The organism is Paraburkholderia graminis (assembly GCF_003330785.1).
GTDB classification, from domain to species: Bacteria; Pseudomonadota; Gammaproteobacteria; order Burkholderiales; family Burkholderiaceae; genus Paraburkholderia; species Paraburkholderia graminis.
On the sequence record NZ_CP024935.1, the window covers coordinates 1,564,915 to 1,580,693 of the forward strand.

Annotated in this window: 11 protein-coding genes; 1 reads left to right on the top strand and 10 read right to left on the bottom strand. The window is 62.7% G+C overall.

All coding sequences use genetic code 11. The annotated features are described in order from the left end of the window. Position 1: 1 nt before the first annotated feature. The 10 genes from CUJ91_RS25195 to CUJ91_RS25240 all read right to left on the bottom strand — a co-directional run bounded on the left by CUJ91_RS25195 (position 2) and on the right by CUJ91_RS25240 (position 13,230). The gene (locus CUJ91_RS25195) at positions 2-1,363 is read right to left on the bottom strand and encodes a metallopeptidase TldD-related protein (protein ID WP_006051598.1); all 1,362 of its coding nucleotides are present in this window, start codon (positions 1,361-1,363) and stop codon (positions 2-4) included. Continuing rightward, positions 1,363-2,799, bottom strand: a complete 1,437-nt coding sequence (locus CUJ91_RS25200; RefSeq protein WP_006051599.1) for a TldD/PmbA family protein — start codon at positions 2,797-2,799, stop codon at positions 1,363-1,365. Before CUJ91_RS25200 ends, CUJ91_RS25195 begins: the two co-directional genes overlap by 1 nt. Further along, a complete protein-coding gene (locus CUJ91_RS25205; protein WP_006051600.1) occupies positions 2,792-4,450 on the bottom strand; it encodes an ABC transporter ATP-binding protein in 1,659 nt (552 codons plus the stop codon). The genes CUJ91_RS25200 and CUJ91_RS25205 overlap by 8 nt, the downstream gene beginning before the upstream one ends. Next, positions 4,447-5,562 carry an ABC transporter permease gene (locus CUJ91_RS25210; RefSeq protein WP_114157436.1) on the bottom strand — a complete coding sequence of 372 codons (1,116 nt, stop codon included), beginning with the start codon at positions 5,560-5,562 and terminating at the stop codon, positions 4,447-4,449. The genes CUJ91_RS25205 and CUJ91_RS25210 overlap by 4 nt, the downstream gene beginning before the upstream one ends. Further along, positions 5,516-6,568, bottom strand: a complete 1,053-nt coding sequence (locus CUJ91_RS25215) for a microcin C ABC transporter permease YejB (RefSeq protein WP_114157437.1) — start codon at positions 6,566-6,568, stop codon at positions 5,516-5,518. The genes CUJ91_RS25210 and CUJ91_RS25215 overlap by 47 nt, the downstream gene beginning before the upstream one ends. A gap of 26 nt (positions 6,569-6,594) precedes the next feature. Further along, positions 6,595-8,463, bottom strand: a complete 1,869-nt coding sequence (locus CUJ91_RS25220) for an extracellular solute-binding protein (protein ID WP_114157438.1) — start codon at positions 8,461-8,463, stop codon at positions 6,595-6,597. Positions 8,464-8,578: 115 nt separating this feature from the next. After that, positions 8,579-9,349: a TonB family protein gene (locus tag CUJ91_RS25225; protein ID WP_114157439.1), complete on the bottom strand. Its 771-nt coding sequence runs from the start codon at positions 9,347-9,349 to the stop codon at positions 8,579-8,581. After that, on the bottom strand, positions 9,346-9,765 hold the full coding sequence (locus tag CUJ91_RS25230) for an ExbD/TolR family protein (RefSeq protein WP_006051605.1): 420 nt from the start codon (positions 9,763-9,765) through the stop codon (positions 9,346-9,348). The genes CUJ91_RS25225 and CUJ91_RS25230 overlap by 4 nt, the downstream gene beginning before the upstream one ends. 25 nt (positions 9,766-9,790) lie before the next feature. Further along, complete coding sequence (locus CUJ91_RS25235) at positions 9,791-10,402, bottom strand: MotA/TolQ/ExbB proton channel family protein (RefSeq protein WP_114157440.1); 612 nt, start codon at positions 10,400-10,402, stop codon at positions 9,791-9,793. Between the two features lie 116 nt (positions 10,403-10,518). Beyond that, entirely contained in the window at positions 10,519-13,230 is a 2,712-nt protein-coding gene (locus CUJ91_RS25240; protein WP_029968810.1) for a TonB-dependent receptor plug domain-containing protein, read from the bottom strand. Positions 13,231-14,572: 1,342 nt separating this feature from the next. On the opposite strand from CUJ91_RS25240, the gene CUJ91_RS25245 reads away from it, so the two are divergent. Continuing rightward, the gene (locus tag CUJ91_RS25245; protein WP_232292363.1) at positions 14,573-15,427 is read left to right on the top strand and encodes a DUF2092 domain-containing protein; all 855 of its coding nucleotides are present in this window, start codon (positions 14,573-14,575) and stop codon (positions 15,425-15,427) included. The last annotated feature ends 352 nt before the right edge of the window (positions 15,428-15,779 follow it).

Consider the following 15,779-nt stretch of genomic DNA (forward strand, 5'->3'; position numbering starts at 1 on the left):
CCTACAACGTCAACTGAAACGAACGCGCAAGAATGCCCGGCAATTGCATGCCGCCCGTCGCCCGCTCGCCCCACGTGCCGTCGCTGAGCAGCAATTCCGCTTGCGCGCCAAGCTCCTCGAGCTCACTGCCGAGCAGCCGATACAGGCTGTCGTCAAAGCGCATGGCGTCGAGCGGCGCGACGATCTGCCCGTCCTCGACCCAGAACGTCGCGAATCGCGTCATGCCGGTGAGGCGGCAATTCATGCGGTCCGAAAAGTTCACGTACCACAAGTTGCCGACATAGAGACCCGTGCCGATCCGGGCGAGAACGTCGTGATCCGCGAGACCGCCGGCCTGCATTGCAAGCGACGTTGGCGCTTCTTCAGCAAGCGCGCCGTTCGGCGTCAAGCCGTATTCACGGGCGCTTCTCGCGTTGGTCAGCGTGCCGGCGCTGCGCCCCGCGTCGATGAGCGCAACCCGCTCACGCAGATAACCGTCTTCGTTGAAGGCCGGCGCGATGCCCAGCTCCAGTTCCTCGGCTATCGAGACGCGCGGGTCCAGCGCGACTTCGCCCACGTGCAGCTTGTACAACTCGCTGCGCGAACTGGCCTGCGCGCGCGCCGAGAAGCCGCGCCATGCCGTTACACCAAGCAACTCCGCCAGCGCGGCCGGCGCGAGCCACGCGCGATACGCGCCCGGCGCGAGCACACGCGGTGCGCGAGCGAGCACCGCGAGCCGCCCGGCGGCCTGCTCCACTTTCGCCGCAAAAACGGCATCGCTCCAGTCGTCGCCGGCATAAGTGGTCTTGATCGCGCGGCCGCTCGGGTCGTACAGCGACCAGCTAAAATTGAAGTTGTCCACTTCGTACCAGCCGCGGCTGCCGTGCGTCGATGCAAAGCCGCGCACGATCGTGCCGCCCGCGTAGAAGCCCACGAAATCGAGGCCGCGCGCGCATTCTCCGACGATGCGCGACAAGCCGTGCGGGTCGGGCAACTTGCCCGAACGCCGCGTCGTGCGCTGCCATGCGGACGTATCGACGAGCAGATGCGGATCGTCGGCGGCATCGCGCAGCGCTTGCCGCAACATCGCAAGCGCGGCGCTCACTTCGTCGATGTCCTGCTGGAGATCGCCGCAGACCGTCAACGTGGAATACGCCTGGCGCGCGCCGTCGATCAGCCGCAAAGTCAGCTTGCCTTGCGACACGGTGCCGCTCTGGCGCACCTTGCCCGCGTTGAAGCGGATGAAGTCCGACTGCTCGCCGGCGAACGAGCTCAGCGTGGTTTCGCCGCCTTGCTGAAGGCGCTCGATAGCGTCGGCAAGCGACGTGAAGTGCCCCTGCCAGTCGACCAGTTGCCCGGCGCGCGTCGACATGAAGTGGTTCATCATGCGCCTCCGAACACGTCGACGTCGCTGAACACGCAAGCCGGCGACGCATGCCCCACGCGAATGACCTGCGCCGGCTCGCCCTTGCCGCACATCGGCGTGCCGAACACCTCGCGCGTGTCGGCGTTGCCCACGGCACTCAGGCTGCGCCAGAAATTCGCGGAGATGCCGCGATAGTTCGGCTGCTTGACGATCTGCGTGAGCTTGCCGTTCTCGATCAACTGCCCGAATTCGCAGCCGAACTGGAACTTGTTGCGATGGTCGTCGATCGACCATGAGGTGTTCGTTCGCATCAGAATGCCGTGTTCAATGTTGCCGATCATCTCGTCGAGCGAACTGTCGCCGGGTTCGATATTCAGGTTCGCCATGCGGTCGATGGGCGGCCGGTTCCAGTTCGACGCACGCGAATTCGCGACGCCCGGCATGCCCGCGCGTTGCTGCGACAGCGCGCCGCCGAGCGGCCGCTCCAGCACGCCGTTGCGGATCAGATATTCCTTGCGCGCTTCGGTGCCGTCGTCGTCGAATGCATAGGCCGCGGCTTCCTCGCGCAGTTCAGGATCGAAGGTCACGTTCAGCAGTTCGGAGCCGTAGCGATACGAGCCGAACATGTCCGGCTTGACGAAACTCCAGCCCGCGAAGTTGCGCTCGTCGCCGAGAATGCGGTCAAGTTCCAGCGGATGCCCAATCGACTCGTGAATCTGCAACATCATCTGGTCGGGCATCAGCAGCAAATCGCGCTTGCCCGATGGGCAGTTGGGCGCGGCCAGCAATTGCAATGCTTCCGTGGCGACGCGCGGACCTGCGCCGTCGAAGCCGAAACGCGCCAGCACGTCCATGCCGCCCTGCGCAAGCGTGCCGTAATTGCCGCCGAGCGTGCGAACCTGCGTGTCGCCGTCCGCATGCGCGGCCACGCTGAGTTGCGGCATCACGAAGCGAAAGCGCTGATCGATCCGCACGCCGTCGCCGGTCATATAGAACTGATCGGTATGCGTGATCTGCATCGCCGCCACGCGTTCGACGATGCGCGGATCAAGCTTCGCAGCCGCGCATTCCGCGCTCAGGCGGTCGATCCATTCCGCGCGGCCCGGCAGCGCGTGCTGCGCATTCGGCGACACATATTCGCCGCTCACCGACGGCCGCGCCACCTCGCGATGATCGATCAACGACAATGCCGCGCTCGCCTCGGCACGCGCGCTTGCGAGATCGAGCGCATGCTGAAGGCCCGCCGCCGACAGGTTGGCCGTCGCCGCATAACCGGCCCCCGCCCCGACCCACGCGATCAGCATCGCACCCCGATCGCGCACGGTGCGCAGCGGCTGCGCGATGTCGTTGCGGACTTCGTGATCGTCGATCCGCTCATCGACAATGCGCAGCGACCAGAACCCGGCGCGGCTCGTCAGTGAACGGGCGGCTTGCACCCAGCGTTCGTCAATCATTCAGGCTCCGTAGGTTTGGCGTGGGCTCAGGCAGTGGCGACAGCAGCGACGAGGCCAGCAGCGAGCGCGTGTAGGGATGCGACGGCGCGCGCAGCACGTCGAGCGTGTCGCCGCTCTCCACGACGCGCCCCGACTTCATCACGATCACGCGATGCGCGACGGCCCGCATAACCGCCAGGTCGTGCGTGATGAGAAGGTAGCTCAGCTTGCGCGTGTTCTGTAAATGTACCAGCAGCGCGAGTACCTGTTGCTGGATCGACACGTCGAGCGCGCTCGTCGGTTCATCGAGCACCAGCAGTTCCGGCTCGACTGCAAGTGCGCGCGCGATGGCGATCCGCTGACGCTGCCCGCCCGAAAATTCATGCGGGTAACGCGGCATGGCATCAGCGGGCAGCCCCACTTCGTCCAGCAAACTGGCGACTCGCGCGCGCCGCGCTTTCGCGTCGATCTCCGGGCGATGCACGGCGAGCCCTTCACCGACGATCTGCTCGACCGTCATGCGCGGCGACAGCGAACCGAACGGGTCCTGAAAGACGACCTGCATGCGCGAATACAAGGCCCGCCGCGAACTTGCGGAGCTCAGCGTGGACAGCGGCATGCCGTCGATATGAACATGACCCGCGGCCGCGCGCTGCAAGCCCAGCACGGTCGCCGCAAGCGTCGACTTGCCCGAGCCCGATTCGCCGGCAATGCCGAGCGTTTCGCCGCGCCGCAAGCTGAGATCGACGTCATGCACCGCGCGAAATGTCGAGCGTCGGACCAGCGAGCGCCAGCCCTTCGCGGGCGTGCTGTAGTCGACGCACAAGCCTTGCACTTCGAGCAGACGGCGCGCGCCTTTGGCGAGCGGCGCAATCGAACGGCGCGGCTCGCTGTCGAGCAGGCGTCTGGTGTAGGGATGCTGCGGATCGCCGAACAGTGCCTCCGTCGTATTGGTTTCGACGAGCACGCCCTTCTCCATGACCGCGACGCGTTGCGCAAAGCGTCTGACGAGGTTCAGGTCGTGTGTGATCAGCAGCACGGCCATGCCGCGCTCGGCGGCTTCCTGTTCCTGAAGCTCGATCAGCAGATCGACGATCTGCTGGCGCACGGTCACGTCGAGCGCGGTCGTGGGCTCGTCGGCGAGAAGCAGACGCGGACGGCATGCGAGCGCCATCGCGATCATCGCGCGCTGACGCTGGCCGCCCGACAACTGATGCGGAAAACTGTCGATGCGCCGCTCGGGCTCGGGAATGCCCGTGCGTCTGAGCAGTTCGATGCCGCGTGCCCGCGCCGCGTTGGGCCGCCCGCCCTCGTGCAGACGCACGCTTTCGGCGATCTGCTTGCCGATCGTGAAGAGCGGATTGAGCGCGGTCATCGGTTCCTGAAACACCATGGCCACGTCCGCCCCGCGCACGCCGCGCATCTCCTGCTCGGTCTTGCGCAACAGGTCGTCGCCGTCGAGCAGAATGCGCCCGCCCAGTTCCGCATGATCGACGAGCCGCAAGATGGACAGCGCGGTGACGCTCTTGCCCGAACCCGATTCGCCGACCAGCGCGACGCGCTCGCCGCGCGCGATCGACAGGCTCAGATCGCGCACCGCTAGCCTGTCGCCGAAACGCGCGGAAAAGCCCTCGATTTCGAGCAAGGGCCGCTCGTTTGCAGTGCGGTTCATCGCGGCGCTCCACCGAATGCCGAGCCGCGCGAACGCGCGTCGAGCGCATTGCGCAACGCGTCGCCGATAAACGTCAGCAGCAGCAGCGTGACAACCAGCGCGGCAAATGCCGACACCGAAATCCACCATGCGTCGAGATTGTTCTTGCCCTCCTGCAACAATTCGCCGAGGCTCGGCGTCGGCGGCGGCACACCGAGCCCGAGGAAATCGAGACCCGTGAGCGACAGGATCGCGGCGCTCATGCGGAACGGCAGAAACGTGATAACCGGCGTGAGACTGTTCGGCAACACGTGACGCCAGATGATCTGCGAGTTCGACAGACCCATCGTGCGGGCGGCTTTCACGTAGTCGAGCGAACGGTTGCGCAGGAATTCCGCGCGCACGTAGTCGGACAGCACGAGCCAGCCGAACATCGACAGAAGAATGAACAGCAGCCACAGCGTCGGCTCGAAGATGGACGCGAAGATGATGAGCAGATAGAGATCGGGCATCGAGCTCCAGATCTCGATCAGGCGCTGGCCGATCAGATCGGTGCGGCCGCCGTAGAAGCCCTGTATCGCGCCCGCTGCGACGCCGATCAGCACGCCCGAGACCGTCAGCGCGAGCGCCATCAGCACCGACAGCCTGAAGCCGTATAGCAGGCGCGCAAGCACGTCGCGTCCGTATTGATCGGTGCCTAGCCAGTTCGACGCGGTGGGCGGCGCGGGATACGGATGCGCGGCGAAATAGTCGATGGTGTCGTAGCGGAAATGGTTCGGCGGATAGATCGCGAAGTTGCCGTTCGACTGAAGCCGCGAGCGGATATACGGATCGAGGTAATTGGCGCGTGCCGGAAAGTCGCCGCCGAAGAGCGTCTCCGGATAGTCCTTCACGATCGGAAAATAGTAATGGCCGTCGTAGCGCACCACGAGCGGCCGGTCGTTCGACAGCACTTCGCCCAGAAGGCTCACGACAAACAGCGACATGAAGATCACGAGGCTCCAGTAGCCCAGACGCTGCCGCCTGAAGCGCAGCCACGTCCGCCGCCACGGAGAAGTCACGGCTCGGCGCGTCGCGCCGGGTACATCATCGGTCCAGCCGGTTGAACTGGATGCGCGGGTCGACGAGGACATAGCAGACGTCAGCAATGAGTTTGGTTACGAGAGCGATCAGCGTGAAGAGGAACAGCGAACCCAGCACGACCGGATAATCGCGGCGAATCACGGAATCGTAGGAAAGCTGGCCCATGCCGTCGAGCGAGAACAATGTTTCGATCAGCAGGTTGCCGTTCAGAAATGCGCCGACGAAGGCCGCGGGCAAACCGGTCAACAGCGGGATGGCGGCGTTGCGCAGCACGTGTTTCCACAGCACGTCGCGCTCGGAGGCGCCCTTCGCGCGCGCGGTTAGCACGTACTGCCGGCCGATCTCCTCGAGGAACGTGTTCTTCGTGAGGATCGTGACGATTGCAAAATTGCCGATCACCGATGCCGTGACCGGCAGCACGATATGCCACAGATAGTCGAGCAGCTTGCCGAACAGGCTGAGTTCGCCGAAGTCGTCCGATGTGAGTCCGCGCATCGGAAACACCTGCCAGAAAGTGCCGCCGCCGAACAGCATCAGCAGCAGAACGCCGAGCACGAAGCCGGGGATCGCATAGCCCGCGAGCACGAGCACGCTCGTCGCCGTGTCGAAACGCGAGCCGTTGCGCACGGCCTTGGCGATGCCGAGTGGCACCGAAACCAGATACGTGAGAAGCACCGTCCATAGCCCGAGCGTGATCGACACGGGCAGCTTCGAGCGGATCACGTCCCATACTCGCGCATGCTGGTAGTACGACTGTCCGAGATCGAAGCTCGCATAGTGTTCGAGCATCAGCCCATAGCGTTCGAGCGGCGGCTTGTCGAAGCCGAACTCTTTCCTGATCTGCGCGATCTGCTGCGCGTCGACGCCCTGACTGCCGTGATATCCGCCGCCGCCCGCGCCCGCCTCTCCGCCACGGCCGGCGCCGTGGCGGAGTTGCGTCATCACCTGCTCGACCGGCCCACCCGGCACGAACTGCGTGACGACGAACGTGAGCGTGACGACGCCAAGGAGCGTCGGCACCATCAACAACAATCGTCTGAGAATGTAGGCAAGCATGCTGCTCCTCGATTCCTCGATAACGGCTAGTGAGCCGCGGATGTGACTGTCGCCGTAGCCGCGTCGCCGCGCGGGCGTCTTGCGAACCAGTAGCTGATCACCCAGTCCTCGTATCCATACGACGCCGGCACGACGTTGGGGAACCCGAGCGTCGTCTTGTAGCCGATGCGCGCCCCCGGCGCGTAATACTCGGGCACGAGGTAATACGAGTTGATCAGCACACGGTCCAGCGCGCGGGTCGCCGCCTGCAGATCGTCGAGTGTGGTTGCGGCGAGCGCCGCGCGAATCAGCGAATCGACTGCGGGCGAGCGAATGCCTGGATAGTTTTCCGAGCCCACCTGCGAAGCCGCCGCGCTGCCGAAGCGCCGTTCCAGTTCCACGCCCGGAATCGTCACCGGCGGATAGATGTACGTGGTCATATCGAACTGGAAGTTGTCGATCCGCTTCTGATACAACGCACTGTCGATCTCGCGCAAATGCGCGTCTATGCCGAGATTCGCGAGCGCCTGCATGTACGGCAAAATCAGACGGTCCATGCCCGGCTGATCGTCGATGATCTCGATCGTCATCGGCGTGCCGTGCTGATCGCGCAGCGCGCCGTCGCGATAGTGCCATCCGGCTTGCGCGAGAAGATCGCGGGCGACGCGCAGATTGCCGCGCAGCGAGTTCGGCGGCAACGTGTTGGGCGGCGGCAGCATGGACCCGAACACTTCGGGCGGCAGACTCGCGCGGAACGGTTCGAGCAGCGCGAGTTCCTTCGGTCCCGGCATGCCGGTCGCGCCAAACGGACTCGCGTCGAAATAGCTTTTCGTGCGCCTGTACTGGCCGTAAAACATCATGCGGTTCATCCAGTCGTAGTCGAACGCGAGCGTCAGCGCGTGGCGCACGCGCACGTCCTGGAACATCGGCTTGCGCAGATTCATCAGCATGCCCTGCATCTGCGCGGGGCCGTCCGCGAAATCGCCCTTCTTCAGCAGGCCGTTCGCGAAGTTCTTGCCCACGTACTTGCGCGCCCATTGCGTCGCGCTGTATTCGACGATCGCATCGGCGTCGCCCGCCTTGAACGCCTCCAGTTGCGTGTAATGGTCGCGATACAGCTTGAACGTGATGTGCGCGAAGCGGTACATGCCGCGCCGCGACGGCAGGTCCGCCGCCCAGTAGGCGGGGTTGCGCCGATAGGTGATTTCCTTGTCGTTCTTGCGCGACTCGACGAGATACGGGCCGCTCGATATCGGCGGCTCGTTCGCGATCTGATCGAACGGCGGACGCGTGCCGTCAGCGCGCATCCCCCATTTCGGCGAGAACACCGGCAAGTCGCCGGCGATGAGCGGCGCGTCGCGTTCGGCGTGCCGGAAGTCGAAGCGCACCGTCGCGTGATCGATTACCACCGCGCGCCTGATCACCGCGAACTGCGCGTTGAACATCGGCGAGGCGCGCGGGCTCGTCAACGTGTCGAACGAATATTTGACATCGGCTGCCGTGACCGGATCGCCGTTCGAAAAGCGCGCGGCCGGGTCGATGTGAAACGTCGCGGACGACAGGTCGGGCGCGACTTCGACATCGTTCGCGATCAACGGATACTCCGACGCGAGTTCGTCCCAGCTTCGCTGCATCAGCGTGTCGAACATCAGATGCAGCACGTCGGGCGCGGGCGCGCCGCGCACGAGGAACGGATTCATCGAATCGTAGCTTTGCAATTCGTTGTAGTTCTGAAAATTCAGTGTGCCGTCGGTGCGCGCCGTGGGATCGGCGTAGTCGAAATGCGTGAAATTCGCGGCGTATTTCGGCTCGTCGTATTGCGATATGGAGGGCTTCGCGTGCGCGCCCGCGCACAGCACACCGAACGCCAGGCTCAGGCCGACAGCGCGCGGCCAGCGAAACTTCACAGGTGTCATCTGTTTCAAATGCCAGAGGTCGCGCGCCGCTTGCGAGCCGGCGCGCGATACATCGAACCGGCGCGACGATGATGATGGTCATCGCGCACGCCGCTGCTTCAATGCTGATGCCGCGTTACTCGTCGTCGGCCGGCGTGGTCTTGAACGAGAACGCCACTTCGCCGACGTACGGCTCGGCATTCTTCTCGCACCGGTACGCCTTCGCCGCAGTGACGACCGCCTCGTTGAAGACCGAGGTCGGCGGCGTCACGCGCACGATCTTGACGTCGCTCACGCTGCCGTCCGGGCTAATCGACAGATGCGCAATCACGGTCGCCGAGATACCGTCTTGCAGAGCGCGGCGCGGAATCTGCGGCTGCACCGCCTGACAGTGACCGCGTCCGTCGACCACGCCGTGCAACGCGGGCGGCGCCACCGGCGCGGGCGGAGCCGCGGGCGCCGTCGCGGGACCTGGCGTCGCATTGGCGGTGGCGAGCGCAGGCGCATTCGCGCTCGGATTCGCAGCGGGCGCGATGTTGGCGGGCTTAGGCGTCGCGGAGGGCAACGCAGGCGGCGGCTTCGCCACCGGCAACGGCCTGGGCTGCTGCGGTTTGGGCGGCGGCTTCACCGGCGTCGGCGCGGGCGGCGGTTCGAGCTTCTTCACCTCGGGCGGAGGCGGAGGCGGTGGCGGCGGCATGGTCACCTGCATGACTTCGCGCGCGGGCGGCGGCTCCTGTTTGAAGCTCACGTGCGAGAGCCCCGCGACGATCAGCAGTTCGACGACGAGCGCGATCGCGAGCGCTGTCTTCATGGACATGCGGCCATGATGCGCCGGATTGGACGACGCCCATAGCGCGCCGTTCAGACGGCTTTGCGGGTCTTTCATGTCGAGTACCGGAGAGCTCATGTCGTCGGGTTCGTTGCCAGTGCAACCGAGCTGATGCCCGCCGCGCGCACCAGATCCATGACCTTGACGATGTTCTTGTAGCTCGTGCCTTCGTCGCCCGCGATCGCCACGTCGACCTTCTTCGAATCGTGCACGAGCCCTTGCAGGTGCGCGGTCAGTTCTGTCGGCGTAACGGGCTTTGCGTCGAGATAGATTTCGTCGGTCTTGGTGACGCCGATGGACACCTTCACCGTCTGCTGCAACTGCTCCGCCGTGCTCGATTGCGGCAGGTCGAGTTTGATGCCCGCGCCCTGGATCATCTTCAGCGTGGCCAGCATGAAGAACACCAGCAGGAACATCATGATGTCGATCATCGGAATGATCTCGATGCGCGCCTTCTCTTCCGCGCCCAGGTAATGGCTGCGATGGTTACGCATGATCGTTCTCCTTGGAAGCGGGCGTTCAGGCGGCGAATCGCGACACGAGCAGCGACTTGATCAGATCGAACTGATTCACCGTCATGCGGATGCGCTTGTTGAAGTAGTTCAGAAAGATCACGCAGATAATTGCGATCGTCAGGCCGCAGGCCGTGGCCGTCAGCGCATGGCCGATGCCGCCCGTCACGCCGTTGGGGTTCGCAGTGCCGCTCGTGCCGAGCACGTTGAACGACTCCACCATGCCGACGATCGTGCCCAGCAGACCGAGCAGCGGGCCGAGCGTGACCGCCGTGTCGAGAATCCACAGGTTGCGGTCGAGCCGCGGCATCTGGAACATGATGGTTTCCTCGAGTTCGCGCTCGACCACCGCTTCCGGTTTGCCCCGCACTTTCAGCGCGCTTTTGACGAGTTCCCCTTGCACGGTCTGTCCGTAATGTTCGGCGACCTTTTGCGCGTCGGACAGGTTGGCCGGCTCGACCATCTTCAGATCGTGTTCGAGCGTCCTGCCCGCCTTGACCGCTCGCGAGAAAAACATGAAGCGCTCGACGATGATCGAGATGCCCAGCAGGAAGATGAAGGCCAGAAGCGGAATCAGGCCCATCGATTGAACCGAATAGTTGATAAGGGTATTGAGCACGAAGAACTCCGGTTACGTCTTTAACAAAGTTGGGCCGCCTCGGTCCGAAGACCTGAGCCGAGGCGGCGACCGACCAGATTAGACAGACTGCGTTTCTAAAACAGACATCGCGCGGCCTAGAAGCGATACGTCGCGCCGACCTGGAAGAAGCGGCCAATGTTGGTGTAAAGCGACTGGTCGTAGCCGGTGATATCCGGCGTGGCCTGCCACTCCACGTCGAACGGCGGCTTGCGATCGAAGATGTTGTTGATGCCGCCGTAGATGGTCCAGTGCTTGAAGCCGCGATACGTGGCCATCAGGTTGAACTGGCTATACGACGCGACAGACAAGGTGCCGCCGTCGCCGAACTCGTCCGCCACCGCGTTGGTGTACGGGCCGGTGTATTGCCAGGTGAGCGTCGTCGTGAACTTGCGGTAGTCCCAACTCAGGCTCGTATTGCCCTTCCAGCGCGGATTGCTCGCACCGAACGGTTGCAGCAGCGCGAGATTGTTGCCGGCGAAATCCTGAGTGGGCGCGCCCGGACTATTGAGCTTGAAGTGCCATACATAGGCCCAGTCGCCCGCGAGCGTGAAGGTGCCGTACTTCGTGCCGACCGACTTGCGGAAGTTCATGTCGAAGCCGTCGGTGTCGAGCGAGCCAAGATTGACGAACTGTTCCTTGATGTACGCTACCGTGCCGTCCGCATTGCGAATCACCGTCGACGGATCGTTCGCGTTGATCACCGCGTTCGGGTCGTTGGTGCCGATCACTCCGTCGATATGGATCTTGTAGAACGCCGCGCCGATATCCGTCGACGAGTCCGGCGATAGCTGGAAGCCGATGTTGTAGTTCTTGGTCCGCTCGGGTCCGAGGTTCGGATTGCCGTTCACCTGTTCGGTCGTGAAGTGCTTGGTCGGCACGCCGCTCGGGTCGTTCGGGTCCACCAGATTCTGGTGCGCGAGATAGGTCGCCTGCGAATTTTCGACGAGCGTCGGCGCACGGAAACCACGGCTGTACGACGCGAATGTCGTGAGCGCCTGCACCGGCTGAAAGCGCAGCGCGAAGCTCGGCGAAAACGCGCCGCCAAAGTCGCTGTAGTGGTCGTAACGGCCGGCCTGCGTGAACGTCAGGTTGCGGATGATCGGGATGTCAATCTGGTAGTAGACCGCGGCCACGTTGCGCTCGCCGTCGACCGTCTGCACGTTGGCCGGCGCGGTGATGCCGAGCGCGCTGTAGGTGCGCGAATTGATCAGCGAGCTCTCATGACGGAACTCCGTGCCGAAGCCGACACCCACAGGCCCGCCCGGCAAGTTGAAGAGATTGCCCGTGGAGGTTTTGGCCGTCACGCTATCGAGCTTGGAGATGGCCTGCTCGTAGTCGTTCTGGAACACGCCGTTCAATCCGTTAGGCGTGGCCGACGGATTCGAGAAATCATAAACGCCGTTCTGCAAGATGTTTTCGACACCCGCCACGTTCAGGGCATTCCTGTATGTCGTGTCGACCGTGCTTTGCGAATGGCCGTAGTCCGCGGACCAGTCCCAGTCGCCGAACTTCTGTGTGGTGAACGAGCCCTTCACGCCGGTCGTCGCGCGCCAGAATGTGGACACCGTATCGGCTGAAACCGTATTTGGAAACGTGTAATTGATTTGCGCCGGCGCGCCGAACGGGTTGTACGGATTGCTTCCCGGGACGGTTCGCGACAGCGGCAACGCGGAGCCGGTCGCCGGATTGAACGCGTTGGTCGTGCTTGCAAGCACGGCCGGGCCTTCGTTCTGCACCGTTTCGTTGCGGCTCACCCACAAGTCCGCGTAGGCCTGCACGTCGTCGTTAATTTTGAAGGTGCCGTGCACCTTCGCATTCAGACGCGTGGTGGACGGCACCAGCGATGTCGCGCTGGCGGGGTTGCTCTTGCACGTCGCGCCGCCGTTTGCCGAGACGCTGCCGGGCGGGCATGGGCTGAGCGCGGTCTGGGTGCCGTCGGGCGCTGTCCAGTAAGACTGCTGATTGGGGCCGAGCGGGCCTGCGAGGCCGCCGGGGAACTGGCTGAAGTCCTGATTGGCCGTCATCGACCGGTCCGCCAGCGACGATCCGCTGTCGCGGTAGTAGCTTGCCGCGGCCGTCACGTTGAAGCGATCCGCGTTCAGATCGCCGAAGCCGCCGAGCACGCCGAAGTTGCCCTGGGCATCGCCGGGATGCTGCGCCTTGCCGAGCTGGCCGTCTATCTGCAGGCCCTGGAAGTTCTTCTTCGTGATGATGTTGACCACGCCCGCAATCGCGTCGGAGCCGTACACAGACACGGCGCCGGTCTTCACGATATCGATGTGATCCACCATGTTGAGCGGAATCGAATTGACGTCGAAGAACGTGTCCGTGAAGTTGACCGCCTTGCCGTAATTCGCGACGCGCTGGCCGTCGACCAGGACCAGTGTGTACTTCTCACTCAAGCCGCGCAGCGCGATGCCGCCGCCACCTTGCGCCGAGCTGTTCATGGTCGTTTGGCCCCAGCTGCTGCCCGAATTCGCCGACGTGCCGCGCAGAAAATCGGCCACCGTCGTATAACCGCTTTGCTCGATTTCCTTGGGCGTGATGGTCTGCACTTCCGTGTTGCCGACCTTGTCCGACGTGCGAATCAGCGAACCGGTGACTTCCACGCGCTGCATCTTCGTGACGTTACCCGTGTCCGGCGCGGCCGGCGCGGCCGGCGCGGCTTCCGACGTCGTCGCGGCTGCGGTACTACCGGTCGGGGCCGGTTGGCTTTGTGCAAACGCTGGTGCGGCAATCGCCGCTGACAGCGCAAGTTCTGCCCAAAGCATTTTTCTGATGGCCAACGCCAATGCCCTTTGTTTCATTTTCCCCTTCTCACTTGTCAGTAAGACCACACCTGTTGTGCAAAGAAAAGTCTTATGGACTTCTCCGCCTTTTTTACAACGCCCACGCACCACGCTTTACCGGATATGCCCCGCATGTGTGCAAATACGTCCAAAACGGATAAATCTAATCAGGTGCACTTTTGTTAAATCAGAGATCAGCCATCTATTCAATGGCTTTAAATATGGATGCCTAACTAAATAACAAAATGAAAGGTATTTTCTTTCTGGAACATTTCAGGTTCGATAAAAATTCGAAGCGTTGGGCATTCGACTTTTTCGCATCGCCTGTATCACTTGCGCAGCCGGTAACTAGTACGGATGCCTAAGTTTGCCTCTCCCCGCCTCCGGTCAGCAGGACTCGCCCCCCGGTTCGCGCGCCGCGGCTTGCCGGTGGGTTCGTCAGCCTATCGAAAGGTTTGCGGACACCTGGCTACCATCTTCGTTGCGCAGCCAGGAACGCCTGCATGCGCATGGCGGCCCTTGCCTTGGGTGGGATGAAACATAGCAAGCCAGAAACGCAGAGTCAAAATTTGTTTGATATATACAAATCTTGTTTGATGCCTTTTTGGCCAGGCTTCATCTGGTGTATGGACGCCGCACACTGTCTCGTCCGACGTGTCCCATACGACGCGAACCCGGCCACGACTTTCGAGCGCGAGCGAAAGCGGCGTCCGAATACCGGAACGCTGACTTTTGCTCAGGCGGGAAAAGCGTGGAGATAGAAACTCACGGATCTCACGGCCGCGCGCTGCGTGTTACCAAAGCGCTCAATGGACAGGGACAATAACAAATCAAAATCGGTCGTCAAACTTTTTTTGATGCCGTTGTTTCAAACTTGCACCGCACCTGTCATTAGATGGATCGTTCTAGGGCTTTCGAATTTTCCGGTGCTTTTCACTGCCTGTGAAGGGTGAGCTATCGCAACGAGACTAAGCGCAATGCGAGTGGCAGATAGACGGTGCGCTTGCTTGTTGCGATGCAATGGTGGGGCGCAAGTCGTTGGTGCCGGCTCAGGTTCGAGCACCCGTTTAGAGCAACGCCCGCGTGGCTTGAGACCATCTCTTCGCAAATCATTCGTAGTCCGATGGGCTTTAAATCCATAAGCCAATCCTTCGGTACCGGCAAGACGCCTAGACGGCCGGCGGAAATACACTTCACGTGGCTCGAAATCGAGCAACCATGACCACACCTGATCAGACCCTGGCTGCGCGTTAGCTGGCTAAGATGCGCATCCTTGCATGGTAAAAACTTTGTAATCCACTATTCTTTATATGGGCGGACCGACAGCTCTCAGGGCTGTTCCAGTTGAGGAGTTAATAAATTGATCACTAACTTATTGCGCCGCTCATCGTGGGCGAGCTTGCTATTAGTTCTGCTATTGAGCAGCGCTCCTCACGCCTATCCTGCCTCCGGGCAAAAAGAACCGCCGGTGCGTGCCGCGCGAGCTCATCCTGAAACCGCCTCACAAGCCGAGGCTCGCGCGATTCTCATGAAAATGGCGCAGTTCCTTGGCGGGACGCAGAACTTTCGTGTCGGTGTGCGCAGCGGCTACGACGCGGAGCAGCCGTCTGGGCAAAAAATCGAATTCGGCGAATACCGCACCGTTACGTTGAGCCGGCCGGATCGCATGCGAGTAGAAACCGAGCGCAGCGATGGCGCAAAAACACTAGTTGTCCTGACTGGAAAAGAGATCGTTCTGGTCGATCTCGCCAGCAAAGTCTATGCGACTGCGCCGCAACCAGGTGCGCTGGACCAGAGCATCGTGTATTTCGTCAAGGATCTCGGCATGCGCCTGCCGCTCGCTGCGCTGCTGTTGAACCGGTTGCCAGAAGAATTGCAAACCAGGGTAGGTTCGGTGGACTATGTTGAGAAGACGAGTATCTACGGAACTGCGTCCCATCATCTGGCCGCGCGTACCGACACGGTGGATTTTCAGGTGTGGGTGGCCGATGGCGACAAGCCCCTGCTGCAGCGGATCGTACTGACTTACAAGAAGGCTGTAGGCCAGCCCCAGTTCTGGGCGGATTTTATCGACTGGAATCTCGCGCCCCAACTTAACGATGCGACCTTCTCGGCACAGGTGCCCGAGGGCCTGCAGAAAGTCGCGTTCGCAGCGCAACTCCCGCGTGCGTCGCACACGGCTCGCCAGTCGTCGGCGAAGAAGGGAGCCAAATAATGAAAACAGGACCGTGGGACCGTGCCATTGCGGCGTTGTTCGCCGCAGTGCTCACGTTGGGGCTGATCAACCAGGTCGATGCACGAGGCGAGCGAGGTGGTGGCGCCCGTGGCGGTGGCGGCGAAGGTGGCTTTTCGCGTGGCGGGGCAGCGTCGGCTGGGGGCCTCTCTTCCGGCGGCTCGACCGCTGTGCAAGGCGGTTCACGATCTCGCGGCGGACAGCAGGCAACGGCCCAACAACGGCAGACCTCTCGCCAGGCTACAGCGACCTCGACATCAAGTGCGAATCAGAGCGCGCGTCAGAGTTCAGCGAGTTCGATGCAGGCAACCTCCAGCCAGAACCAGGCGAACCG

Bases quoted from the DNA above. Each gene is read 5' to 3' on its own strand.
- CUJ91_RS25195 (WP_006051598.1), bottom strand. From the start codon at position 1,363: ATGAACCACTTCATGTCGACGCGCGCCGGGCAACTGGTCGACTGGCAG.
- CUJ91_RS25200 (WP_006051599.1), bottom strand. From the start codon at position 2,799: ATGATTGACGAACGCTGGGTGCAAGCCGCCCGTTCACTGACGAGCCGC.
- CUJ91_RS25205 (WP_006051600.1), bottom strand. From the start codon at position 4,450: ATGAACCGCACTGCAAACGAGCGGCCCTTGCTCGAAATCGAGGGCTTT.
- CUJ91_RS25210 (WP_114157436.1), bottom strand. From the start codon at position 5,562: ATGTCCTCGTCGACCCGCGCATCCAGTTCAACCGGCTGGACCGATGAT.
- CUJ91_RS25215 (WP_114157437.1), bottom strand. From the start codon at position 6,568: ATGCTTGCCTACATTCTCAGACGATTGTTGTTGATGGTGCCGACGCTC.
- CUJ91_RS25220 (WP_114157438.1), bottom strand. From the start codon at position 8,463: ATGACACCTGTGAAGTTTCGCTGGCCGCGCGCTGTCGGCCTGAGCCTG.
- CUJ91_RS25225 (WP_114157439.1), bottom strand. From the start codon at position 9,349: ATGAGCTCTCCGGTACTCGACATGAAAGACCCGCAAAGCCGTCTGAAC.
- CUJ91_RS25230 (WP_006051605.1), bottom strand. From the start codon at position 9,765: ATGCGTAACCATCGCAGCCATTACCTGGGCGCGGAAGAGAAGGCGCGC.
- CUJ91_RS25240 (WP_029968810.1), bottom strand. From the start codon at position 13,230: ATGAAACAAAGGGCATTGGCGTTGGCCATCAGAAAAATGCTTTGGGCA.